The sequence below is a fragment of the Streptomyces sp. DH24 genome (genome assembly GCF_029813775.1).
Taxonomy (GTDB): domain Bacteria; phylum Actinomycetota; class Actinomycetes; order Streptomycetales; family Streptomycetaceae; genus Streptomyces.
On sequence record NZ_JARVKW010000036.1, the window covers coordinates 43519 to 68976 of the forward strand.

A 25458-nucleotide genomic window follows, 5' to 3' on the forward strand; every position below is an offset into this window, starting at 1 on the left:
GCCGCCACCGCCGATCACCCGGCGTTCGCCCAGCTCACGCCCTTTGTCAGTGGTCGGGTGCACGATGGACGCATGGTCAGCTCCGCACACCGAGCCCTGGACGGCTTCTCCCCCGCGACCCGCGGCTGGTTCTCGGGGGCCTTCTCCGCGCCCACCGCTGCCCAGGCGGGCGCGTGGCAGGCCATCCGCGAGGGCTCGGACGTGCTGGTCGTCGCCCCGACCGGCTCCGGCAAGACGCTCGCCGCGTTCCTCGCCGCCCTGGACCAGCTCGCGTCGACCCCGCCGCCGGCCGACCCGAAGAAGCGCTGCCGCGTCCTGTACGTCTCCCCGCTCAAGGCCCTGGCCGTGGACGTCGAGCGCAACCTCCGCAGCCCGCTGACCGGCATCCGCCAGGAGTCGGTGCGCCTGGGCCTGCCCGAGCCGGAGGTGAAGGTCGGCATCCGCTCCGGGGACACCCCGCCCGCCGAGCGCCGTGCCCTGTCCACGCGTCCGCCGGACATCCTGATCACGACGCCGGAGTCGCTGTTCCTGATGCTGACGTCCGCCACGCGCGATGCGCTGACCGGCGTCGAGACGGTGATCCTGGACGAGGTGCACGCGGTGGCGGGCACCAAGCGCGGCGCGCACCTCGCGCTGTCCCTGGAGCGGCTGGACGAGCTCCTGCCGAAGCCGGCGCGCCGCATCGGCCTGTCGGCGACGGTGCGGCCCGTGGACGAGGTCGCCCGTTTCCTGTCCCCGCGCCGCAAGGTGGAGATCGTCCAGCCGAAGTCGGGCAAGGAGTTCGACCTGTCCGTCGTCGTCCCGGTGGAGGACCTCGGCGAGCTGGGCGGCTCCCCGGTCGCCGACGGTTCCGAGGGCCAGGAGCGCCCGTCGATCTGGCCGCACGTCGAGGAGCGCATCGCCGACCTCGTCCAGTCGCACCGCTCGACGATCGTGTTCGCGAACTCCCGCCGCCTCGCGGAGCGCCTGTGCAACCGGCTCAACGAGATCGCGTACGAGCGCGCCACCGGCGAGACCCTGGACGAACACCACGCCCCCGCGGAGCTGTTGGGCGGTTCCGGGGCGGCCCAGGGCGCCCCGCCCGTCATCGCCCGCGCGCACCACGGCTCGGTCTCCAAGGAGCAGCGCGCCCTCGTGGAGGAGGACCTCAAGGCGGGCCGGCTCCCGGCGGTGGTCGCCACCTCCAGCCTGGAGCTGGGCATCGACATGGGCGCGGTCGACCTGGTCGTCCAGGTCGAGTCGCCGCCGTCCGTCGCCTCGGGCCTGCAGCGCGTGGGGCGCGCGGGACACCAGGTCGGCGCGGTCTCCACGGGTGTGGTCTTCCCGAAGTACCGCGGCGACCTCGTGCAGGCGGCGGTGGTCACCGAGCGGATGCGCACCGGCGCCATCGAGTCCCTGAAGGTCCCGGCCAACCCGCTGGACGTGCTGGCCCAGCAGCTCGTCGCCATGACGGCGCTGGACACCTGGCAGGTCGACGACCTGCTCGCCACGGTCCGCCGCGCCGCGCCCTTCGCCTCGCTCCCGGAGTCGGCGTTCACGGCCGTCCTGGACATGCTCGCCGGCCGCTACCCGTCCGACGCGTTCGCCGAGCTGCGCCCGCGCGTGGTGTGGGACCGCGTGGCCGGCACGGTCACCGGCCGCCCGGGGGCGCAGCGCCTCGCCGTCACCTCCGGGGGCACGATCCCCGACCGCGGCCTGTTCGGGGTGTTCCTCGCCGGCTCCGACCCGAAGAAGGGCGGCGGCCGGGTCGGCGAGCTGGACGAGGAGATGGTGTACGAGTCCCGGGTCGGGGACGTGTTCACGCTTGGCACCAGCTCGTGGCGCATCGAGGACATCACGCGCGACCGCGTCCTGGTCTCCCCGGCCCCGGGCGTGCCGGGCCGGCTGCCGTTCTGGAAGGGCGACCAGCTGGGCCGCCCGCTCGAACTCGGCCGCGCGCTGGGCGCCTTCCTGCGTGAGGTGGGCTCCCTGCCCAAGGAGGACGCCCGGCTGCGCCTGCTGGCCGCCGGGCTCGACGCCTGGGCCGCCGACAACGTCCTGTCGTACCTGGCCGAACAGCGCGAGGCCTGCGGCCACATTCCGGACGACCGCACGATCGTCGTCGAACGGTTCCGCGACGAGCTGGGCGACTGGCGGGTGGTCGTGCACTCCCCGTTCGGCGCCCAGGTGCACGCCCCGTGGGCGCTCGCCCTCGGCGCCAAGCTCTCCGAGCGGTACGGCATGGACGCCCAGGTCATGCACGCCGACGACGGCATCGTGCTGCGCCTGCCCGACGCGGACCTGATGGGCCTGGACCTGCTCCATCAGGAGCCCGGGAAGGCCGGCACGGAGTACGACGCCGACCAGGCCCCGGTCGGCGCGGCGGACGTCGTCTTCGACAAGGGCGAGGTCGACCAGGTCGTCACCGACCAGGTGGGCAGCTCGGCCCTGTTCGCGGCCCGCTTCCGCGAGTGCGCCGCCCGCGCGCTGCTGCTGCCGCGCCGCAACCCAGGCAAGCGCACCCCGTTGTGGCAGCAGCGCCAGCGCGCCTCCCAGCTCCTGGAGGTCGCCAGCGAGTTCGGCTCCTTCCCGATCGTCCTGGAAGCAGTGCGCGAATGCCTCCAGGACGTGTTCGACGTCCCCGGGCTCGTGGAGCTGATGGGCGACCTGGAGGCCCGCAAGGTGCGCCTCGTCGAGGTCACCACCCCCGAGCCGTCCCCGTTCGCCCGCTCGCTCCTGTTCGGATACGTCGCCCAGTTCCTGTACGAGGGCGACTCGCCGCTCGCCGAGCGCCGCGCCGCCGCCCTGTCGCTGGACTCGCGGCTGCTGGCCGAGCTGCTGGGCCAGGCGGAGCTGCGCGAGCTGCTCGACGCCGAGGTGCTCACCGAGTTGGAGCGTGAGCTGCAGTGGCTCACCGACGACCGCCGGGTCAAGGACGTCGAGGGCGTCGCCGACCTGCTGCGGATGCTGGGCCCGCTCACCGACGCCGAACTCGCCGCGCGGGGCGCCGATCTGCAGTGGCCGAGGGAGCTGGCCGCCGCCCGCCGCGCGATCCGCGTGCGGGTCGCGGGCGCCGACCACTGGGCGGCGATCGAGGACGCGGGACGGCTGCGCGACGCGCTCGGCACGGCCTTGCCGGTCGGCGTGCCCGAGGCGTTCACGGAGCCGGTCAAGGACCCGCTCGGCGACCTCCTCGCGCGCTTCGCCCGCACTCACGGCCCGTTCACGTCGGCCACGGCGGCGGCCCGCTTCGGCCTGGGCGTGGCCGTCACCGAGGGCGCGCTTCAGCGCCTGTCGGCGGCGGGCCGGGTCGTCCAGGGCGAGTTCCACCCGGCCGGCATCGGGCAGGAGTGGTGCGACGCGGCGGTGCTGCGCCGGCTGCGCCGCCGTTCACTGGCCGCCCTGCGGCACGAGCTGGAGCCGGTGCCACCACAGGCGCTCGCCCAGTTCCTCCCCCAGTGGCAGCACATCGGCAAGGGGCACACTCTGCGGGGCGTCGACGGACTGGTGCGTGCCGTCGAGCAGTTGCAGGGCGCGTCCGTACCGGCGTCGGCCCTGGAGAAGCTGGTCCTGCCGTCCCGCGTGGCGCACTACACCCCGGCGATGCTCGACGAGCTCACCGCGGCCGGGGAGCTGGTGTGGGCCGGGGCGGGCGCGCTGCCCGGCAAGGACGGCTGGATCTCCCTGTACCTGGCGGACGCGGCACCCCTGCTCCTGCCGCCCCCGCACCCGTTGGAGCTGACGGCCCTTCACCAGTCCGTCTTGGACGCGCTGTCCGGCGGCTACGGCCTGTTCTTCCGTCAGATCGCCGACCAGGTCCGCGCCACCACCCACCCCGACGTCACCGACCCCCAACTGGCGGACGCCGTCTGGGACCTGGCCTGGTCGGGACGGCTCACGAACGACACGCTCACCCCGCTGCGCTCCCTGCTGGGCTCGGGCCGCACCGCCGGTTCCACGGCCCACCGCGCCAAGCGGGCGGTCCCACGCGGCCGCTACGGCTCTCTCACGGCCGCCGCCCGGCCCGCGTCCCGCAGCGGCCCGCCGACCGTCGCCGGCCGCTGGTCCCTGCTGCCGGACCGCGAACCCGACCCCACCGTGCGCGCCCACGCCCTCGCCCGCACGCTCCTCGACCGGCACGGCGTGGTGACGCGGGGTGCCGTGTCGGCGGAGGGTGTCGAGGGCGGCTTCTCGGCGACGTACCGCATCCTCTCCGCCTTCGAGGACAGCGGTCAGGCCCGCCGCGGCTACGTGGTCGAGGGCCTCGGTGCCGCGCAGTTCGCGATGGACGGCGCGGTGGACCGCCTGCGCGCGGTGGCGAACGCCCGCGAACGCGGCGAGACGGGCCCGACCGCACCATTCACGACCACCGGCGGCCACGGCGGCCACGGCGCAGGGTCCGGACTCCCGACGGATGCCTTCGGTCCCACGGCGTCCACCTCCCCCGACGGCTTCGACCCCGCCGACCCCACCGACTCCACCGACTCCACCGACTCCGCCGATCCCTTCGCCGCCTTCGACCCGTCCGGCGGCTTCGACATCCCGGACTTCCCCCCGGCCCCCGGCGACTACGTCTCCCCCCGGGACTTCGACACCCCGGGCGCCGGCGGCCCACGGGGCGGAGGCACCGGCCGGCCGTACGGGTCGGGACCGGGCGGTGGCCCGTACGGCTCCGGCTTCGGGTTCGGTGACCGCCGTACCCGCACCGGCGGTGGCACCCGCGCCGTCGTCCTCGCCGCCGCCGATCCGGCGAACGCGTACGGCGCCGCGCTCCCCTGGCCCGAGCCGCCGACCGGCGCCGGGCACAAGCCGGGGCGCAAGGCGGGCGCGCTCGTCGTCGTGGTCGACGGTGAGCTGACGCTCTACATGGAGCGGGGCGGCAAGACCCTGCTGGCCTGGCTCGCCGACCCCGACGGCGACGCCACCGACGACCCCCGGCTGCACGCCGCGGCGGAGGCCCTGGCCGCCGCGGCCCGCGCGGGTTCCCTCGGCACGGTCACGGTGGAGCGGGTCAACGGCGCCTCGGCCCTGACGTCCCCGCTCGGCACCCTGCTGGAGGCGGCGGGCTTCATCGCCACCCCGCGCGGACTACGGCTACGGGCGTGACCGTGTTCCCCCAGCGGACCGTCCCGGCCCGAACCGTGGCCGACCCCGGACAGCGCTCCGGACCGGCCGCACACGACACGCACCGGGTTCCGCCGTGCCCGTGCCACCCTTGACCCATGCCCGAAGGTGACACGGTCTGGCAGGCCGCGAGGCGGCTGCACATCGCCCTCGCGGGCAAGGTGCTGACCCGAAGCGACCTCCGCGTGCCCAAGTACGCCACGGCCGACCTCACGGGCCGTACCGTCCTGGACGTCACCCCGCGCGGCAAGCACCTCCTCACCCGCGTCGAGGGCGGCATCACGCTGCACTCGCACCTGCGGATGGACGGCTCGTGGAAGGTGTACGCCCCCGGCGAGCGCTGGAGCGGCGGCCCTTCGCACCAGATCCGCGCGATCCTCGGCACCGCCGACCGGACGGCCGTCGGCTACCGCCTCCCCGTCCTCGAACTGCTGCGCACCACCGACGAGCACCGCGCCGTCGGCCATCTCGGCCCGGACCTGCTGGGCCCCGACTGGGACGCCGAGCGAGCCCTGGCCAACCTCCTGCGGGACCCGGCCCGGCCCCTCGGCGAGGCGCTGCTCGACCAGCGCAATCTCGCCGGCATCGGCAACGTCTACAAGAGCGAGCTCTGCTTCCTGCTCGGCGTCACCCCGTGGCTCCCCGTCGGCGAGCTGCCCGCCGAGCGGACGGCGAACCTCCCGGAGCTGGCGAAACGGCTCCTTGAGGTGAACCGCGACCGTCCGATCCGTGCGACGACGGGCCGCCGGGGCCAGGACTTGTTCGTGTACGGCCGGGCGCCCCGGCCCTGCCTGCGCTGCGGCACACCGGTCCGCGTGGCCGACCAGGGCGACGGCTCGCGCGAGCGCCCCACGTACTGGTGCCCCGCCTGCCAGGCGGGCCCGACGCCGCGCCCCGTGGCCCCCTCGGCACTCCGCACCCGCCCACGTCCGCCGCGCTGACGACACGCTTCATACGCCGGGCCGGGCGCCCCGTAGCCCTGCCGCCCCAACCGCGCTGATCTCACGGCGCCGCCCGAGGAAAGTGTCCGCAGCCCGTAACCCGCAGCCCACCCTAGAGCCCGGCGTCTGCCTCAGCTGACGCACCACCCTCACGACCGGCGGAACCAGCAGCACCCCACCCCGCGCTCCCACGCCAAGCCGCACGCCACCGCCCCGCGCCCAGCGCCCCCGGCGCCCGCGTCTTCGGCACGCAGTGCACCGGCAGCAGGCTCAGGCCCCAGCCACCCGCCGCGACCGCGCCTTCGACCACCCCCGCGTCGGGCGCCAGCGCAAGCCGCAGCACGGCCCACCACCACAGCGCCCCGGCTCCGAGCCCGGCCCCCCAGCGCACCGTCCGCCCCGCCATGGCAGCCACCTCCAGCCCGACGCTAAAGGGCCGCCGCAACCCGCCGGAAGGGCGCACCGAGGGCACACGAACGCACCGCAAGCACTACACGAGCCACCACATGAACCACCGCACGCACCGCAAGCGACGCAAGCACCGCGAGCCCGGCAGCCCTCACCGTCACCCGTTCTCGGCCTGGAACATCCAATGCTGCTTTTCGAGATCGGCCGTGATCCCGATGAAGATGTCCTGGCTGACGGGGTCCGGCTCGGCGGTCGCCGCGATGCGCGCCCGCATTCGCTCGATCACCGCCGACAGCGCGTCCACGAGCGCCCGCACGGCGGCGGTGTCGTCGACCCAGCCCTCCGGCGTGACGCCGATGCCGCTGCCGACGGCCACGGTGGCGGCCCGACCGTCCGGCGATACACCCAGGGCCGCGGCGCGCTCGGCGACGGTGTCGGAGTGCGTACGGGCGAGGCCCACGACCTCGTCCAGTTGGAGATGCACGGAACGGAAGCGCGGCCCGACCACGTTCCAGTGGATCTGCTTGGCCACCAGGCCGAGATCCACCAGGTCCACGAGGGCGCCCTGCAGCGCCTCGGACACGGTCTTCAGGTTCGCGTCGGACAACGGGCTCTTCACGACGTACATCCGCACCTCCGTCGGCTCAACCCCCGCGATGTCCTCTCCACGATGACGGCCACGACCGATACCGGCAAATGGGAGATATCGGCACGCTCAGGCAAACGAAAACCCCGACCGCGCCCTCCGCACCGTGTGACCGCTGGATCACTGCGGAAGGACCCCGGCCGGGGCCTCGGACTTCTCTGCCGGCGTGGGCCGACGCCAGGCGGGTCACCCGCACACGCGGGCGCGGCTCACGCGGCGACGACGTCCACGGCTTCGCTGGGCGCCTTGATGGTCACCCGTTCCGGTGGCACACCGGTCACTGACACGGAGCCCAGCATCGGACGGACCGGCGTGGGCACGGGCTCGCTGGGGGTGGCCGCAGCAGACTGGGCCAGCTCGGCGAGGGCGAGCTCGTCGCTCACTTCCCGCATGAGCTCGGACATCCGTACGTCCAGCGCGTCGCAGATGGCGGAGAGCAGCTCGGAGGAAGCCTCCTTCTGCCCCCGCTCCACCTCGGAGAGATAGCCGAGTGAGACTCGGGCGGACGAGGAGACTTCGCGCAGAGTACGGCCCTGGCGCTGGCGCTGCCGACGCAGCACGTCACCCAGCAGGCGACGGAGCAGAATCATCGGTGGCTCCCTCCTCGGACCGCGTAGCCGCATCCTTCTCGCCCCACCGTACCGCCTCGCGCCGCGGCCGTGCGGGGAGCGATGTCGTGTTCACTCAGGGCTGCAAACATCAAAACCCCCCGTTCCGTTCCGTATCCTGTGCCCGCTCATTCCCGGTCTGTTCGCTCGCAAGCTCCCCGACGAGGAGTGCGAGTACGCTCCGTACACTCTCCATACGAATTTCCGCGCGGTCGCCGTTCAACCGCAGGGAGGTCACTTTCCCGCCACCGGCGGCGCCCGAACCTCCGCCGAAGGGACCGTCGACGGCCACGAAGACCGTGCCGACGGGCTTGCCGTCCTGGGGTTCCGGGCCGGCGACACCGGTGGTCGCGATGCCCCAGTCGGTGCCGAGCGCCTTGCGCACTCCGGTCGCCATCTGGGCCGCCACCTGCGCGTCCACCGCTCCGTGCGACGCCAGCAGGGCGGGGTCGACCCCCAGCAGTTCCTGCTTCAGTTCGGTGGCGTAGGCGGTCACCGAACCACGGAAGACCTTGGACGCCCCGGGGATCGAGGTGATCTCCGCTGCCACCAGCCCACCGGTGAGCGACTCGGCGACGGCGAGCGTCTCGCCCCTCACCGTCAGTAGTCGCACCGCCTGAGCGGCCGGGGAACTCACGCTTCCTTCTCCTCCAACGCCGCCTTGCGCTCCGCGATTCCCTGCCGCCGCAGCACAATGGCCTGTCTCACATAGTCCAGCCCGGTCACGACGGTCAGCACGACCGCCGCCGCCATCACCCAGAACCTCAGGGTGGCGAGCCACCCGGTCAGTGCCAGCACGTACATCCCGACGGCCACGCCCTGGGTGAGGGTCTTGAGCTTGCCTCCGCGGCTCGCCGGGATGACGCCGTAGCGAATGACCAGAAAACGCAGCAGCGTGATGCCGAGTTCCCGGCCGAGGATCACGCCCGTCACCCACCAGGGCAGCTCGCCGAGCGCCGACAGGCAGATCAGCGCCGCACCCATGATCGCCTTGTCGGCGATGGGGTCGGCGATCTTCCCGAAGTCCGTGACGAGGTTGTAGGCACGCGCCAGGTGACCGTCGAACAGGTCGGTGATCATGGCGACGGCGAACGCGGCCCAGGCGAGCGAGCGCCACGCCGGGTCGTATCCGCCGTCGGCGAGCATCAGCGCGACGAAAGCCGGCACGAGGATCAGCCGGAGCATCGTGAGCAGGTTGGCGATGTTCCAGACGCTGGCCTGGTTGACGGCCGCGGCGGCCAGCTTCCCGCCCCGCGCCGGCTGCGCCCCACCGCTTTCGGCGGCGGCACGTCCACCGGCGGCACCGGACTCTTCCCGCGCGGGCGTGTTCCCCGCGGCCCTCGGCGTGCCGGGGGAGCCGCCCGCCGCGGACGCCGGTGCTCCGGTCATGTGCCCGCCTCCTCACCACACGCGAGCGAGCCCTGCAGCGGCTCGGCCACCAGGTCGACACCCTCCGTACCGACCACCTTCGCCTCGACCATACGGCCCACGCTCAGGCCCGCGCCGCTCGTGAGCAGCACCTGGCCGTCGGTCTCGGGCGCCTGGTGCGCCGCACGGCCGCACACGCCCTCCGTCTCGTCCACCGACTCGACCAGCACGCGCACGGTCTCGCCGAGTCGCTCCTCGGCGCGCTGCGAGACGAGTTCCTCGGCGAGCCGGGAGACCTCGGCCAGCCGCTCGTCGACGACGTCCTGGGCGAGCTTGTTGTCGTAGGTCGCGGCTTCCGTGCCCTCCTCGTCGGAGTAGCCGAAGACGCCGATGGCGTCCAGACGCGCGTGGTTCAGGAACCGCTGCAGCTCGGCGAAGTCGGCCTCGGACTCGCCGGGGAAGCCCACGATGAAGTTGGAGCGCACACCCGCCTCGGGCGCCTTGCCGCGGATGGTGTCGAGCAGTTCCAGGAAGCGGTCGGTGTCGCCGAAGCGGCGCATCGCGCGCAGCACGTCGGGCGCGGAGTGCTGGAACGACAGGTCGAAGTAGGGCGCGACCTTCGGCGTCGAGGTGAGGACGTCGACGAGACCGGGCCGCATCTCGGCGGGCTGGAGGTAGCTGACGCGCACCCGCTCGATGCCGTCGACCTCGGCGAGCTCGGGCAGCAGCGACTCCAGCAGGCGGATGTCGCCGAGGTCCTTGCCGTAGGAGGTGTTGTTCTCGGAGACCAGCATGATTTCCTTGACGCCCTGCTCGGCCAGCCACCGCGTCTCGTTGAGCACGTCGCTCGGGCGGCGGGAGATGAAGGAGCCGCGGAAGGACGGGATGGCGCAGAAGGAGCAGCGCCGGTCGCAGCCGGAGGCGAGCTTCACGGAGGCGACCGGGGAGCCGTCCAGGCGGCGGCGCAGGGGCGCGCGGGGGCCGGACCGCGGAGCCAGGCCCTCCGGCAGGTCCGAGGGCGCGCCGTGCCCCGGCAGGGCCACGTCGGTCGCCGACTGCCGCTCGGCCGGGGAGATCGGCAGCAGCTTGCGCCGGTCGCGCGGGGTGTGGGCGGCGTGGATGCCGCCGCTCAGGATGGTCTGCAGGCGGTCGGAGATGTCCGCGTAGTCGTCGAAGCCGAGCACGCCGTCGGCCTCGGGGAGGGCCTCGGCGAGTTCCTTGCCGTACCGCTCGGCCATGCAGCCCACGGCGACGACGGCCCGGGTCCTGCCGTGGCCCTTGAGGTCGTTGGCCTCCAGGAGGGCGTCGACGGAGTCCTTCTTGGCGGCCTCGACGAATCCGCAGGTGTTGACGACGGCGACGTCCGCTTCTTCGGCGTCCTCGACGAGCTGCCAGCCGTCCGCCTCCAAACGGCCTGCGAGCTCCTCCGAGTCCACCTCGTTACGGGCGCAGCCAAGGGTGACAAGTGCGACGGTACGGCGTTCAGGCATGGGCTCAAGACTACTTCGTCCCGCCGACACCCCACGTCGACGGGGCGGGCCGATCCCGGCCCGCCCCGTCCGTGCGCTTCCCGCCGGCCGAACGCCTAGCCGACCTCGGGGTCGCCCTTGGTGTAGGTGAGCCGCTCGACGGCGCCCGGGCGGAAGTCGTCGTTGATCTTCTTGCCGTTCACGTACAGCTGGATCGCGCCGGCGTCGCCGAGCACGAGGTTGATCTTGGAGCTGTCCTGGAAGGTCTTCGTCTCGCCCTGCTTGAGCAGTCCGTCGAACAGGAGCCGGCCGTTGTGGTCCTTGGCGGAGATCCAGCTGCGGCCGTCGGTGGCCCTGACCTGGACGGTCACCTTGTCCTGGGGCGCGGCGGCGATGGCGCTGTCGGAGGGTTCCGGCTTGGGGTCGGTGGGCTTGCTGTCGCGGGGCGTGGGCGAGGCGGTCTTGCCGGTGGACGACGTGGCGCCCTCGGCGACCTGGGCCGTGGAGTCGTCGCCGTCGCCGCCGTTGACGAGTGTGAATCCCACGAAACCGATCACGACGACGATCGCGGCGACCATGGCCGCGGTCCAGTTGGGCCCGCGCCGCTCGGGACGGATCCGTTCCGCCTCGAACAGGGGTGCGGCCGGGGTCGGGGCCGGTCGGCCGCCGTGATCGGCGTCGTACTGCTCGAGCAGCGGCGCCGGGTCGAGGTGGACGGCCTTGGCCAGGGTGCGGATGTGGCCGCGGGCGTAGACGTCGCCGCCGCAGGGCGCGAAGTCGTCCGCCTCGATGGCGTGGACGATGGGGAGGCGAACGCGGGTGGCGGTACTGACGTCGTCGACGGTCAGCCCGGCCGCGATGCGTGCCTGCTGCAGGGCACGGCCGATGGAGGGGCGGGCTTCCTCGGAAACGTCTTCGAACGGACGCTCGTCTTCAGGGGAGTTGCCGTTGGACACGGGGGCGCCTTTCGAGCGTGTAGCCGCCTGTGCTGGGGGTTCAGTCTAGGGGGGGTGCGAAAGGGTGGGGCAACCGGGCGGTCGGACTTTGTACGCCATCGGAATGGCCCGACATCCCGATGGTGGGGCAGGTCGCTTGCGCTTCCCTCAACTTGACGTACGTCAAAGGGAAACGGTTGCTCAATGATCCCTTACGGATGCGTCACGATCGGACACCCGATTGCCGTACAGAACGTACGGCCGTCATCGTGTACCGCTTCCCTACCCTTCAGACTCCCCCCGGATCAGCGCGAGCACGCCATCCAGCTCGTCAGGCTTCACAAGAACGTCACGAGCCTTCGACCCCTCACTCGGTCCGACGATGTTCCGCGACTCCATGAGGTCCATCAGCCGGCCGGCCTTCGCGAAGCCGACGCGCAGCTTGCGCTGGAGCATCGACGTCGAGCCGAACTGGGTGGAGACGACCAGCTCGGCGGCCTGGCACAGCAGGTCGAGGTCGTCGCCGATGTCCTCGTCGATCTCCTTCTTCTGCTTGGTGCCGACGACGACGTCGTCCCGGAAGACGGGCGCCATCTGGTCCTTGCAGTGCTGGACGACGACCGCGACCTCCTCCTCGGTCACGAAGGCGCCCTGCATACGGGTCGGCTTGTTCGCGCCCATCGGCAGGAAGAGGCCGTCGCCCTTGCCGATCAGCTTCTCGGCGCCGGGCTGGTCGAGGATGACGCGGGAGTCGGCGAGCGAGGAGGTGGCGAACGCGAGCCGGGACGGCACGTTCGCCTTGATCAGGCCCGTGACGACGTCGACGGAGGGGCGCTGCGTGGCGAGCACCAGGTGGATGCCGGCGGCGCGCGCGAGCTGCGTGATGCGCACGATGGCGTCCTCGACGTCACGCGGCGCGACCATCATCAGGTCGGCGAGCTCGTCCACGATGACCAGCAGGTACGGATAGGGCTGGAGCTCGCGCTCGCTGCCCTCGGGCGCCTTCACCTTGCCGGAGCGGACGGCCTGGTTGAAGTCGTCGATGTGCCGGTAGCCGTAGGCGGCGAGGTCGTCGTAGCGCAGGTCCATCTCGCGCACGACCCACTGCAGCGCCTCCGCGGCCCGCTTCGGGTTGGTGATGATCGGCGTGATCAGGTGCGGGATGCCCTCGTAGGCGGTGAGCTCGACGCGCTTGGGGTCGACCAGCACCATGCGGACGTCCTCCGGGGTCGCCCGCATCATGACCGAGGTGATCAGACAGTTGATGCAGGACGACTTGCCGGATCCGGTGGCGCCGGCGACGAGGATGTGCGGCATCTTCGCGATGTTCGCCATCACGTAGCCGCCCTCGACGTCCTTGCCGAGCGCGACCAGCATCGGGTGGTCGTCCTCGGCGGCCGCCGCGAGCCGCAGCACGTCACCGAGGTTGACCATCTCGCGGTCGGTGTTCGGGATCTCGATGCCGACTGCGGACTTGCCCGGGATCGGGCTGATGATCCGCACGTCCGGGCTGGCGACCGCGTACGCGATGTTCTTCGTGAGCGCCGTGATCCGCTCGACCTTCACGGCGGGGCCGAGCTCGACCTCGTAGCGCGTGACCGTCGGACCGCGCGTGAAGCCGGTGACGGCGGCGTCGACCTTGAACTCGGTGAAGACGTTGGTGAGCGAGGCGACCACGGCGTCGTTGGCGGCGCTGCGGGACTTGCCGGGGCCCCCGCGCGTGAGGAGGTCGAGGGACGGCAGGGCGTAGGTGATGTCGCCGGACAGCTGGAGCTGCTCGGCGCGCGGCGGCAGGTCGCGCGGCTCCGAGGGCGGCGTCTTGGTGAGGTCGGGGACGTCACCGGTGTCCTCCGTGGCACCCTTGCCGCTCTTGCTGCCCTTGTCGCCCTTGTCGCTGCTGCCGCTCCGGTCGCTGCCGCCGGGCAGCCGCTCCTGCTTGGGCCGGGCCGCCGGTACGGGTGTCGGGGTGGTCGGCTCGCGGTCGCCGACGCCGACGCCCTGGGTGAGGTCGGCGACGATCGGCGACGGCGGCATCCCGTGCAGCACGGCACCGTCGAGCGCCGCCGCGGCGGCCGCCGCGACGTCCACGGCGTCCGGCTGCCGGCCCATGTCGGGCTGCGGCACGGCGGAGCGCCGGGGCCGGCCACGACGCCGTGTGAGGGCCTCCTGCTCGGCGCTGTCGGGGTCGTACGCCTCGGGGGCGGGCCCGCGCCTGCGGGAGCGCGCGGGAAGCTCCTCGCGCCACTGCTCGTCGTACCGCTCGTCGTCCTCGGTGGAAGCGTACGCCGCGTGGTCGGCCACCAGGCCGAGCCTCACGCCGAGCAGCCGCAGCCGCTGCGGAATGGCGTTGACCGGGGTGGCCGTGACGACCAGCAGCCCGAACACCGTCAGCAGCGCCAGCAGCGGTACGGCGAGCACCTCGGTCATGGTGTACGTCAGCGGGGTCGCCGCCGCCCAGCCGATGAGGCCGCCGGCGTCCCTTATGGCCTGCATGCCGTCGCCGCGGGCCGGTGAGCCGCACGCGACGTGCACCTGGCCGAGCACGCCGACGACGAGCGCGGACAGGCCGATGACGATGCGGCCGTTGGCCTCGGGCTTCTCGGGGTGGCGGATGAAGCGTACGGCGATGACCGCGAGCAGGATCGGCACGAGCAGGTCGAGCCGGCCGAAGGCCCCGGTCACCAGGATCTCGACCAGGTCGCCGACGGGGCCCTTCAGGTCGGCCCAGGTGCCCGCGGCGACGATCAGCGCGATGCCGAGCAGCAGCAGCGCGACGCCGTCCTTGCGGTGCGCGGGGTCGAGGTTGCGGGCTCCCTGCCCTATGCCGCGGAACACGGCGCCCACGGCGTGCGCGACGCCGAGCCAGAGGGCGCGCACCAGTCGGTAAATGCCCCCGGTGGGACTGGGTGCCGGTTTGGGCGCGGCCTTCTTCGCCGGGACCTTCCTGGCGGGCGCCTTCTTCGCCGGAGCTTTTCTGGCAGCGGCCTTCTTCGCCGGAGCTTTTCTGGCAGCGGCCTTCTTCGCCGGAGCCTTCGCTGAAGCGGCCGCCTTCTTCGCGGGCGGCTTCTTGGCTGCGGAGGGACGTGAGGCCATGGGTGTGAGGTTACCGGTGGAGACGACGACCGACACGTGTGACTACTGCTTCACCCGTTCGTGTCGTCCCTGCGGAGGCCGGAAACTGACGCCGGTTCATGACCAAAAGCCGCACCCTGGCGACTCGTTCGCACCGGTTGCGGACCACGGGTGCCCGGCGCGGTCAGTTCTGCGGGACCGACGGAGCGCTGCCCGTGCCCGGTTCCAGGGCGTCCAGGGCGCGCCTGAGGCCGGTGAGTTTGCGTTCGAGGTGGGCCGCCGTGGCCACCGCCCCCGCGTCCGTGGACTCGTCGTTGAGCTGCTTGGACAGCGCCTCGGCCTGCTCCTCGACGGCGGCGAGCCGTGCCGACAGCTCCGCGAGCAGCCCGGCCGACTCCTTGGCCTCGTCGCCCGCCGCCTTGCCGCCGTTGCCCTCCAACTGGAGGCGCAGCAGCGCGGCCTGTTCACGCAGCTGGCAGTTCTTCATGTAGAGCTCGACGAAGACGGAGACCTTCGCGCGCAGCACCCACGGGTCGAACGGCTTGGAGATGTAGTCCACCGCGCCGGCCGCGTATCCGCGGAAGGTGTGGTGCGGGCCGTGGTTGATCGCGGTGAGGAAGATGATCGGGATGTCCCGGGTGCGCTCCCGCCGCTTGATGTGCGCCGCCGTCTCGAAGCCGTCCATGCCCGGCATCTGGACGTCCAGCAGAATGACCGCGAAATCGTCCGTGAGCAGTGCTTTGAGCGCTTCCTCCCCGGACGATGCCCGCACCAGTGTCTGATCGAGCGCAGAGAGGATCGCCTCCAGCGCCAGCAGATTCTCCGGCCGGTCATCGACCAGGAGGATCTTGGCCTTCTGCACCATGGCCCGCCCTCCTCGCCCCGGCAGTCCACCGGGCTCCGCCCCAGGGGACGGCTCCCTTGCGCCGCCCGCCCTCGTGCCGGTCATCGTAGCCGCACCCTGCCTGTCACCACACCCTGTCACCGTGATGTCACTGTGCACACAACGGGAACGCGGCGCGAGTTCGGAAGGTTCCCCGAATCCCGTGCCGCTACACGGCTCCGACCCAGGCAGAATCGGCAATTCCGTTTGAACACCCTAGGTTACCGACGTGTTCGACTGAACCCCGGGCGGCCTCCTCATGCCTCCCGCATCCACTGTTCCATCACCGTCAGCAGGTGATCGGGGTCGACCGGCTTGGTGACGTAGTCGGAGGCGCCCGACTCGATCGCCTTCTCCCGGTCGCCCTTCATCGCCTTCGCGGTGAGCGCGATGATCGGCAGCCCCGCGAACTGCGGCATCCGGCGGATCGCCGTCGTCGTTGCATAACCGTCCATCTCGGGCATCATGATGTCCATCAGGACGACCGCGACGTCGTCGTGCTGCTCCAGGACCTCGATGCCCTCACGGCCGTTCTCGGCGTACAGCACCGACAGGCCGTGCTGCTCCAGGACGCTGGTCAGCGCGAACACGTTGCGGATGTCGTCGTCGACGATCAGGACCTTGTGCCCGCCGAACCGGATGCCCCGGTGCGAGCGCGGCGCCGCGCTCTGCTCCGCGGCCGGCCACTGCTCCGGCTGCGCGACCGGCTGCTCGGGCTGGGCGGTCACGGCCCGGCGCCGGCGCCGGAACAGCGCGGCGGGCCCGTTCTGCGTCTCCTGGTACGACTTCACCTCGGCCGGCGTCTCGATCTCCACGTCCGACAGCTCCGACGACGGCTCGGTCGTCGACGCCACCAGTTCCCCGGCGGCCAGCGCGGGCAGCTGCTGATAGCCCTGCGGCGGCAGTTCGCTCGGGTACAGCGGCAGATACAGCGTGAACGTCGAGCCGCGCCCCGGTTCGCTCTGCGCGTGGATCTCACCGCCGAGCAGCTGGGCGATCTCCCGCGAGATGGACAGCCCGAGCCCGGTGCCGCCGTACTTGCGGCTGGTCGTGCCGTCGGCCTGCTTGAACGCCTCGAAGATCACCCGCATCTTGCTCGCCGCGATGCCGATGCCCGTGTCCGTCACGGAGAACGCGATCAGGTCCGCGTCCGGGGCGGTCAGCGAACCGGTCTCCAGCAGCTGTTCCCGGATCTTCTGCGGAACGTCGTCCCGGGCGGGCCTGATGACCAGCTCGACCGATCCGGAGTCGGTGAACTTCACCGCGTTGGACAGCAGGTTGCGCAGCACCTGAAGAAGCCGCTGCTCGTCGGTGTGCAGCGTGGCGGGCAGCTCCGGCGACACCCGCACCGACAGGTCGAGGCCCTTCTCCGCGGTCAGCGGGCGGAACGTTGCCTCCACGTAGTCGACGAGCTGGACGAGCGCGATGCGCGTCGGGGAGACGTCCATCTTGCCCGCCTCGACCTTCGACAGGTCCAGGATGTCGTTGATGAGCTGCAGCAGGTCGGAGCCGGCGCCGTGGATGGTCTCGGCGAACTCGACCTGCTTCGGCGTGAGGTTGCCGTCCGCGTTGTCGGCGAGCAACTTGGCCAGAATCAGCAGCGAGTTGAGCGGCGTACGCAGCTCGTGCGACATGTTGGCGAGGAACTCGCTCTTGTAGCGCATGGAGACCGCGAGCTGCTCCGCGCGCTCCTCCAGGACCTGCCTGGCCTCCTCGATCTCGGTGTTCTTCACCTCGATGTCGCGGTTCTGCTGGGCCAGCAGCTCGGCCTTCTCCTCCAGTTCGGCGTTGGACGCCTGGAGCGCCTTCTGCCGCTGCTCCAACTCCGCCGACCGCTCCCGCAGTTGCTCGGTGAGCTCCTGCGACTGCTTCAGCAGCTGCTCGGTCTTGGTGTTGACGGAGATGGTGTTGACGCTGGTGGCGATCATCTCCGCGATCTGGTTCAGGAAGTCCTTCTGGATCTGCGTGAACGGCGTGAACGAGGCCAGCTCGATCACCCCGAGCACGGTCCCCTCGAACAGCACCGGCAGCACGATCACCTGCGCGGGCGGCGCCTCGCCGAGCCCGGAGGAGATCTTCAGATAGCCGCTGGGCGCGTTCTCCACGAGGATCGTACGCTTCTCCTCCGCGGCCGTCCCGATCAGCGCCTCACCCGGCCGGAACGACGTCGGCATCGAGCCCATCGAGTAGCCGTACGAGCCGAGCATCCGCAGCTCGTAGTCGTCGTCGTTCTCCGCGCTCAGGTCCTTGCCGTCGAGCAGCGGCATCGCCACGAAGAACGCGCCGTGCTGCGCGGACACCACCGGCGTCAGCTCGCTCATGATCAGCGAGGCCACGTCCTCCAGGTCGCGGCGGCCCTGCATCAGCGCGGAGATGCGCGCCAGGTTGCCCTTCAGCCAGTCCTGCTCCTTGTTGGCGATCGTGGTGTCGCGCAGGTTGGCGATCATCTTGTTGATGTAGTCCTGAAGCTCCTGGATCTCCCCGGAGGCGTCCACGTCGATCTTCAGGTTCAGGTCGCCGCGGGTCACCGCGGTCGCCACGCGCGCGATGGCGCGCACCTGCCGGGTCAGGTTCCCGGCCATCTCGTTCACCGACTCGGTGAGGTCCCGCCAGGTGCCGTCCACGTCACGCACGCGTGCCTGGCCGCCGAGCTGGCCCTCCGTGCCCACCTCACGGGCGACGCGGGTGACCTCCTCGGCGAACGAGGACAGCTGGTCGACCATCGTGTTGATGGTCGTCTTCAGCTCCAGGATCTCGCCGCGGGCATCGATGTCGATCTTCTTCGTCAGGTCGCCCTTGGCGATGGCGGTCGTGACCATGGCGATGTTGCGCACCTGACCGGTCAGGTTGGACGCCATCTGGTTCACGGACTCGGTCAGGTCCTTCCAGGTGCCCGCCACACCCGGCACGTGCGCCTGGCCGCCGAGGATGCCGTCCGTGCCCACCTCGCGGGCCACCTTGGTGACCTGGTCGGCGAACGAGCTCAGCGTCCGCACCATCGTGTTGAACGTGTCGGCGAGCTGGGCGACCTCGCCGCGCGCCTCGATCGTCACCGTCCGCGTCAGGTCACCGTTGGCGACGGCCGCGGCCACCTGTGAGATGTTCCGCACCTGAACCGTCAGGTTGTTGGCCATCAGGTTGACGTTGTCGCTGAGGTCCTTCCAGATGCCGGTGACGCCCGGCACGTGCGCCTGGCCGCCCAGGATGCCCTCGGTGCCCACCTCGCGGGCCACCCGGGTCACCTGCTCGGCGAAGCTGGAGAGCTGGTCGACCATCGTGTTGACGGTCGTGACCAGTTCGAGGATCTCGCCCTTGGCGTTGACGGTGATCTTCTTCGACAGGTCGCCCTTGGCGACCGCGGTGGTGACCTCGGCGATGTTGCGGACCTGGCTGGTCAGGTTGTTCGCCATGCCGTTCACGGACTGCGTGAGGTCCTTCCAGGTGCCGGAGACCCCCTGCACCTCGGCCTGGCCGCCGAGGATGCCCTCGGTGCCGACCTCGCGGGCCACGCGCGTGACCTCTTCGGCGAACGACGACAGCTGGTCCACCATCGTGTTCAGCGTGTTCTTCAGCTCCAGGATCTCCCCGCGCGCGTCCACGGTGATCTTCTGGGAGAGGTCACCGCGCGCCACGGCGGTGGCGACCTGCGCGATGTTGCGCACCTGGGCGGTGAGGTTGCCGGCCATGAAGTTGACGGAGTCCGTCAGCTCCTTCCACGTGCCGGACACGCCGTCCACCCGCGCCTGACCGCCCAGACGCCCTTCGGTGCCCACCTCACGGGCCACCCGCGTCACCTGGTCCGCGAACGACGACAGCTGGTCCACCATCGTGTTCAGCGTGTTCTTCAGCTCCAGGATCTCCCCGCGCGCGTCGAGGGTGACCTTCTGCGACAGGTCACCCCGGGCGACCGCCGTGGTGACCTGCGCGATCTGCCGCACCTGGGAGGTCAGGTTGCCGGCCATGAAGTTGACGGAGTCCGTCAGCTCCTTCCACGTGCCGGACACGCCGTCCACCCGCGCCTGACCGCCCAGTCGGCCCTCCGTACCCACCTCACGGGCCACCCGCGTCACCTGATCGGCGAACGACGACAACTGGTCCACCATCGTGTTGATGGTGTTCTTCAGCTCGAGCATCTCGCCCGCGACGTCGACGGTCACCTTCTGCGTCAGGTCGCCGTTGGCCACCGCGGTGGTGACCTCGGCGATGTTCCTCACCTGACCGGTGAGATTCCGGAACGCGGTGTTGACGGAGTCCGTCAGGTCCTTCCAGGCACCGGCGGCGCCCGGCACGTTCGCCTGACCGCCGAGCTGACCCTCCGCGCCGACCTCGTTGGCCACGCGCGTGACCTCGGCACCGAAGGCGGAGAGCTGGTCGACCATGGTGTTCACGGTGTTCTTCAGCTCGAGCATCTCGCCCGCGACGTCGACGGTCACCTTCTGCGACAGGTCACCGTTGGCCACGGCCGTCGTCACGGCCGCGATGTCCCGCACCTGCGTCGTGAGGTTCCGGAAGACCGTGTTGACCGAGTCGGTCAGGTCCTTCCAGGTGCCCGCCGCGCCCGGCACGTTCGCCTGACCGCCCAGCCGGCCCTCCGCGCCGACCTCGTTCGCCACGCGCGTGACCTCGTTCGCGAAGACCCGCAGCGTCTCGGTCATCTGGTTGATCGTCTCCGCGAGCTGCGCGACCTCGCCGCGCGCCGGGACGGTCACCTTCCGCGACAGATCACCGTTGGCGACCGCCGTCGTCACCTCGGAGATACCGCGCACCTGGGCCGTCAGGTTCCCGGCCATGGTGTTCACCGAGTCGGTGAGCTCCTTCCACACGCCGGCCACCCCGGGCACCTGCGCCTGCCCGCCCAGGGCCCCGTCCGTGCCGACCTCACGGGCGACCCGGGTCACCTCGGAGGAGAACGCCGAGAGCTGGTCCACCATCGTGTTGACGGTGTTCTTCAGCTCCAGCATCTCGCCGGCCACGTGCACCGTGACCTTGCGCGACAGATCGCCCTTGGCCACCGCGGTCGTCACCAGCGCGATGTCCCGCACCTGCGCCGTCAGCCGGTACGCCATCGTGTTGACGGACTCGGTCAGGTCCTTCCAGGAACCGGACATGCCGCGCACCCGCGCCTGCCCGCCCAGCTTGCCCTCGGTGCCGACCTCGCTGGCCACGCGCGTGACCTCGTCCGTGAACGTCGACAGCTGGTCGACCAGGTTGTTCACGGTCCGGCCGACCTTCAGGAACTCGCCGCGCAGCGGCTGCCCCGGCCCGTCCGTCCCCTGCGTGCGCAGCTCCATGCGCGGCGACAGATCACCCTCCGCCACCGCCGACAGCACCCGGCCGACCTCGGAGACGGGCCGCACGAGGTCGTCCACCAGGGCGTTCGAGTTGTCGATTGCGGCCGACCAGGAACCCTCGCAGGCGCCCGTCTCCAGCCGCTCCGTGAGTTTTCCCTCACGGCCGACCATGCGCCGCACCCGGGCCAGCTCGCCGGTGAGATGCAGATTGCGGTCGGCCACCTCGTTGAAGACCGCCGCGATCTCCGACATCACGCCGTCGCCGGACACCGTGAGCCGTTTCCGGAAATTCCCGTCCCGCATGGACACGAGGGCTGCCAGCAGCCGGTTCAGCGCGGCGGTGTCCACCACGGTGGTCCCATTGCGCGGTTTGCGCTGGTTACTCAGGGACTGTCCGCCTTTCGCGCGCGTCTTCGTGCCCCGCGTCGCTGCGCCAGACTCCACTGTGTCCCTCCCGCAGGGGTCGACCGTTACTGCTGTGCTCCGGTACAGCCGCTCGGCGTACCAGTACTACTGCGCATTCCTGTGACTACTGCGTATGCCTGCCCGGAATACCAGGTCCGTCCCCGGGCTGCTGCCCGCGATGCGCAAGTGACACCCAGCCTGCCCGGACCTTCACAACAAGCTTGCCCAGTGTTTCACCCCGGCCGAACCAGGCCATAACAGTTCGGCAGCTTCGCACATCGTCCGCACACCCCGGACGTGTCCACGAACACGTCCCAAGGACGGAAACACTCCAGACCGGCATCCGCACGGACCGCGAAGGTAAGTAACCTTGCATGCGGCTGTCCAGCCACGCCGGTCCGTCCGGCCTGGGCGGTGGCACGATTACGAGCGGGCATCGGAGGGGCGGCCGCACACATGACCACCGGACTGATCCCGGGGGACCAGCCCCCGGACCCGCGGCCGACGGGTGGCCTGCCGCAACAGCGGCGTGAGCCGGTCGGCCATGGAGTCCTGCACGTCGACGACCGGTCGAGGAGTTCTGTGATCACCGCGCGCGCGGCCGCCAGCTTCGAGCCCGTAGGGCGATCGGTCGCGAGCGCCCGCTCCTTCGTCCGCGACACCCTCCAGGGCTGGGGCTTCGCCGACATCGTCGACGACGCCGTCGTCCTCACCAGCGAACTGGTGACCAACGCCGTCGTCCACGCCGGCACCGCGGCCGACGTGCTCTGCCTGCGCTGCGACGACGGCGTACGCATCGAGGTCGCCGACCGCTACCCGGAGCGCGAGGTGCCCCTCCAGGGCTCCCCCGCCACCATGGGCAGCCCCGATCGCGAGGGCGGCCGCGGCCTCCAGCTGTGCGCGGCACTGGCCGCCCGCTGGGGCGTCGAGTACACGCCCACCCACAAGAACGTCTGGTTCCAGCTCGGCCTGCCCGAGCGCGCGGTCGGCACCCGCACGGCCGGCCCCTCCCTCCCCGCCGCCCTGCTGCCGCTCGCCGACGGCCGCGTCCGGGTCGCCGTGGTCCAGATCGACCGCACGGGCGCCATCACCGCCTGGAACGAGGACGCCGAGGTGCTCTTCGGCTACCAGGCCGAGCAGGTCACCGGCAAGCCGCTGACCGACCTCGCCGCGTGGCCGCACACCCCGGGCACCAGCACCGGCATCGTGGAGGCCCTCCGGCTCTCCCGCTGGGAAGGCAGCTACGGCATAAGGGACGCCGACGGCCGCGTCGTCGCCGTGTACGCCTCCCACCTCCGCGTCCGCGACAACGGCGGCGAACCCTCCACGGTCTGCCTCCTGGTGCGCGACCACGAACGGGCCGTGCTGCAGACGCCGCTGCGCATGTCGTCGTCCGACTCCGGCGGCTCCGGCGAGGGCGGCCAGAACACCGACCCGTTCGAGGTGTTCATCGGCTCGCCCGCCCCGGACGACCTCGACGGCCTGCTGCAGCGCACGGTGGAACGCGCCCGCGACATGCTCGACGCCGACTCCGCCTTCCTGCTCCTCGCGACCGACGACGAGACGGAACTGGAGGTCCGCGCCTCCACGGGCCTGCCCTCCGCCCGCCAGCGCTTCGCCCGCGTCCCCGTCGAGGCGGGCCCCGGCCGCTACGGCTCGGCCCGCATGCCCGCCGTCCACGACGACCTCGCGGCCGTACCGGGCGCCGTCCCCCTGCTGAACGGCACCGGCATGCGCTCGGTCGTCACGGTCCCGCTCAAGGTCGAGGGCCGCCTCACCGGCTCCCTCGGCGTCGCCGCGGAGGCTCCCGGCCGGTACTCCAACGAGGAGGCGCTGCGCCTGCAGTTCGCCGCGGACCGCATCGCCCTGGCCGTCGAGTCGGCCCGCCTGGGCGAACTGGAACGGCTGCGCCGCGGCTCGCTCAGCTTCCTCGTGGAGGCGTCCGACCTGCTGGCCGGCACCCTGGACCGCGACCAGACGCTGGCCCTCATGGCACAGATGACGGTGCCGACCCTGGCCACCTGGTGCGCCGTCTATACGATCGCCGACCAGGCCTCGGAGCCCTATCTGTCGTACGTCCTGCACGAGGACGAGGAACTCATCGACGGAATCAAGTCGCTCCTGTCGAAGATCCCCCCGCCGGACCCGGTACCGACGCCCGGCGCCCGTGTCTGGACGGCCCCGGCCGAGGTCGCCCACCAGGCGGCCCTGCGCAGCTCCATGCGCAGCCTCGGCCTCAGCGGCGGCCCGACCCGCCAGGTCACCCCGGGCATCGGCCCGACCCTCACCACGGCCGCGGCGGTGGGCGGCGAAACGGTCGTCCTGCCGCTGGTCGCCCGCAACCGCGTGATCGGCATGCTCACGCTGGGCAAGCCGACCGACGAGCACTTCCGCCAGGAGATCCTGGAGCTCGCCGAGGACCTGTCCCGCCGCGCCGCCCTCGCCCTGGACAACGCCCGCCTGTACTCGGAGCGCACGGCCATCAGCCAGTCCCTCCAGCGCAGCCTCCTGCCCCCGGACGTCCCCCAGATCGAGGGCGTCGAGGTCGAGGTCATCTACCGCGCGGCCGGCGAGGGCAACGAGGTCGGCGGCGACTTCTACGACGTCTTCCCGATCCGCGACAACGCCTACGGCTTCGCCATCGGCGACGTCTGCGGCACGGGCCCGGAGGCGGCGGCGGTGACGGGACTCGCCCGGCACGCGCTGAGGCTGCTGGCCCGTGAGGGCTTCGGCGGCCCGGCCGTCCTGGAGCGCCTGAACTCCGCGATTCTCGACGAGGGCGCCCGCAGCCGCTTCCTCACGCTCCTGTACGGCGAGTTGTGGCCGCAGGAGGACGGCAGCGCGGTCCTGAAGGTGGTCTGCGCCGGCCACCCGCTGCCGCTGCGCCTGCGCCAGGACGGCACGGTCGAACCGGCCGCCGAACCGCAGCCGCTCCTCGGCGTCATGGAGGACCTGGAGCTCTACGAGCAGACGGTCACGCTCGACCCGGGCGACGTCCTGCTCTGCGTCACGGACGGCGTCACCGAGCGCCGCGAGGGAGCGCGCATGCTGGGCGACGACGGCCTCGCCGACGTCCTGACGACCTGTACGGGCCTCACGGCGGGCGCGGTCGCGGCACGCATCATGCGCGCGGTGGAGCGCTTCGCGTCGGACGCCCCGTCGGACGACATGGCGATCCTGGCGATGCGCGTGCCGGGCCACCACAAGGACTAGGCCCGGAACAGGACATGAGAAAGGCCCCCCGCCCGGAAGGGCGAGGGGCCTTTTTGCTGGAGCCCCCAAACGGAATCGAACCGTTGACCTTCTCCTTACCATGGAGACGCTCTGCCGACTGAGCTATAGGGGCTTGTCGCTTTCGAGGGTTTCCCTCGCGGCAACGGAATAGATCATACCCCGAACAGACCAGTGCTCCCAACCGCTGCCGACGATTCAGAACGCCGGCTGCAGCAGCCCTCCGAGCGCGTTGCACGCGGACACGATCCGCTGCATGTCCCGCTTGGTCAGCGCCGCCTCGACCGGCAGTGCGAGCGTCTCGTCGGCGGCCCGCTCGGTCTCCGGCAGGGACACACACCGCCGGAACTCCGGCAGCCGGTGCACGGGCGTCTTCACCGGCACGCGGCAGTCAACTCCCCTGCCCCGTACGGCTCGGGCGAAGGCGTCCCGGTCCGGCCGGCCGTTGCCGGGCACGCGCACGACGTACTGCTGATAGGTGTGCCCGTCGCCACCGTCCGGCGTCCGCACGCCACGCAGTTTCGCGTCGAGGTACGCGGCCCGCTGCCGCCGCTGGGCTATCTCGTCGTACGGCGCCTCCGACTCCCCCTGCTGCAGCACGAGTAGCCCGTGCCGCTGCCCAACTCCGTGCAGCCGGGCCATGTCGGCGGGCCGGCCGAAGCGGTGCACGGCGACGACGGCTGCCGTGCGCGGGGTGACGGCGGCCTCCACCGCGACCGCGTCCAGGCAGTACGTGAGCGGATCTATGTCGGCGAACACCGGCAGCGCGCCCGCGAGGGCCACCGCCCCGGCAACCTCGACGTTCCCGAACGCCGGCACGATGACCTCGTCACCGACTCCGACACCGGCGGCCCTGAGCATTGCAGCAGTACCCATGTAGCGGATGGTGGGTGCGCAACGTGAACTCCACGTGACGCGCAACAAAAAAGGGTTGGACCCCGAACCGAAGTTCGGGGTCCAACCCTCTAATAATTGTTCGGCGGTGTCCTACTCTCCCACAGGGTCCCCCCTGCAGTACCATCGGCGCTGTAAGGCTTAGCTTCCGGGTTCGGAATGTAACCGGGCGTTTCCCCTACGCTATGACCACCGAAACCCTAA

Annotated in this window: 14 protein-coding genes, 1 tRNA gene and 1 rRNA gene; 3 read left to right on the forward strand and 13 right to left on the reverse strand. The window is 71.4% G+C overall.

All coding sequences use genetic code 11. The annotated features are described in order from the left end of the window. Positions 1–72 precede the first annotated feature (72 nt). Both QC282_RS25115 and QC282_RS25120 read left to right on the forward strand, forming a co-directional pair. Positions 73–5085: an ATP-dependent helicase gene (locus QC282_RS25115; RefSeq protein WP_279551828.1), complete on the forward strand. Its 5013-nt coding sequence runs from the start codon at positions 73–75 to the stop codon at positions 5083–5085. 116 nt (positions 5086–5201) lie between these two features. Next, positions 5202–6044: an Fpg/Nei family DNA glycosylase gene (locus tag QC282_RS25120; RefSeq protein WP_279551829.1), complete on the forward strand. Its 843-nt coding sequence runs from the start codon at positions 5202–5204 to the stop codon at positions 6042–6044. Between the two features lie 112 nt (positions 6045–6156). Here QC282_RS25120 and QC282_RS25125 read toward each other — a convergent pair whose 3' ends face one another. The 10 genes from QC282_RS25125 to QC282_RS25170 all read right to left on the reverse strand — a co-directional run bounded on the left by QC282_RS25125 (position 6157) and on the right by QC282_RS25170 (position 21168). After that, a complete protein-coding gene (locus tag QC282_RS25125) occupies positions 6157–6450 on the reverse strand; it encodes a hypothetical protein (RefSeq protein WP_279551842.1) in 294 nt (97 codons plus the stop codon). A 159-nt stretch (positions 6451–6609) separates the two neighbouring features. Beyond that, entirely contained in the window at positions 6610–7080 is a 471-nt protein-coding gene (locus QC282_RS25130) for a DNA starvation/stationary phase protection protein (protein WP_279551830.1), read from the reverse strand. Between the two features lie 227 nt (positions 7081–7307). Then, on the reverse strand, positions 7308–7688 hold the full coding sequence (locus QC282_RS25135; protein ID WP_030616674.1) for a helix-turn-helix domain-containing protein: 381 nt from the start codon (positions 7686–7688) through the stop codon (positions 7308–7310). Positions 7689–7797: 109 nt separating this feature from the next. Next, entirely contained in the window at positions 7798–8343 is a 546-nt protein-coding gene (locus QC282_RS25140) for a CinA family protein (RefSeq protein ID WP_279551831.1), read from the reverse strand. Next, the gene (gene pgsA / locus QC282_RS25145) at positions 8340–9095 is read right to left on the reverse strand and encodes a CDP-diacylglycerol--glycerol-3-phosphate 3-phosphatidyltransferase (RefSeq protein WP_279551832.1); all 756 of its coding nucleotides are present in this window, start codon (positions 9093–9095) and stop codon (positions 8340–8342) included. The genes QC282_RS25140 and pgsA overlap by 4 nt, the downstream gene beginning before the upstream one ends. Then, positions 9092–10564 carry a 30S ribosomal protein S12 methylthiotransferase RimO gene (rimO, locus tag QC282_RS25150; protein WP_279551833.1) on the reverse strand — a complete coding sequence of 491 codons (1473 nt, stop codon included), beginning with the start codon at positions 10562–10564 and terminating at the stop codon, positions 9092–9094. Before rimO ends, pgsA begins: the two co-directional genes overlap by 4 nt. Positions 10565–10659: 95 nt before the next feature. Then, complete coding sequence (locus QC282_RS25155; protein ID WP_279551834.1) at positions 10660–11499, reverse strand: helix-turn-helix domain-containing protein; 840 nt, start codon at positions 11497–11499, stop codon at positions 10660–10662. Between the two features lie 261 nt (positions 11500–11760). Further along, positions 11761–14571, reverse strand: a complete 2811-nt coding sequence (locus QC282_RS25160) for a DNA translocase FtsK (protein WP_279551835.1) — start codon at positions 14569–14571, stop codon at positions 11761–11763. Positions 14572–14734: 163 nt separating this feature from the next. Beyond that, positions 14735–15415: a two-component system response regulator gene (locus tag QC282_RS25165; RefSeq protein WP_279551836.1), complete on the reverse strand. Its 681-nt coding sequence runs from the start codon at positions 15413–15415 to the stop codon at positions 14735–14737. Positions 15416–15690: 275 nt separating this feature from the next. Continuing rightward, positions 15691–21168, reverse strand: coding sequence for a HAMP domain-containing protein (locus QC282_RS25170; protein WP_279551837.1), 5478 nt, complete (start codon positions 21166–21168; stop codon positions 15691–15693). Between the two features lie 417 nt (positions 21169–21585). Between QC282_RS25170 and QC282_RS25175 the strand changes: the two genes are divergently transcribed. Further along, a complete protein-coding gene (locus tag QC282_RS25175; RefSeq protein WP_279551838.1) occupies positions 21586–24342 on the forward strand; it encodes a SpoIIE family protein phosphatase in 2757 nt (918 codons plus the stop codon). 57 nt (positions 24343–24399) lie between these two features. Here the strand turns inward: QC282_RS25175 and QC282_RS25180 are convergent. From QC282_RS25180 to rrf, 3 genes are all read right to left on the reverse strand, one after another. After that, positions 24400–24475, reverse strand: a tRNA-Thr gene (locus QC282_RS25180). Between the two features lie 83 nt (positions 24476–24558). Continuing rightward, positions 24559–25221, reverse strand: a complete 663-nt coding sequence (locus QC282_RS25185; RefSeq protein ID WP_279551843.1) for a DegT/DnrJ/EryC1/StrS family aminotransferase — start codon at positions 25219–25221, stop codon at positions 24559–24561. Between the two features lie 113 nt (positions 25222–25334). After that, positions 25335–25451 (reverse strand): 5S ribosomal RNA (gene rrf, locus QC282_RS25190). Positions 25452–25458: the final 7 nt, after the last annotated feature.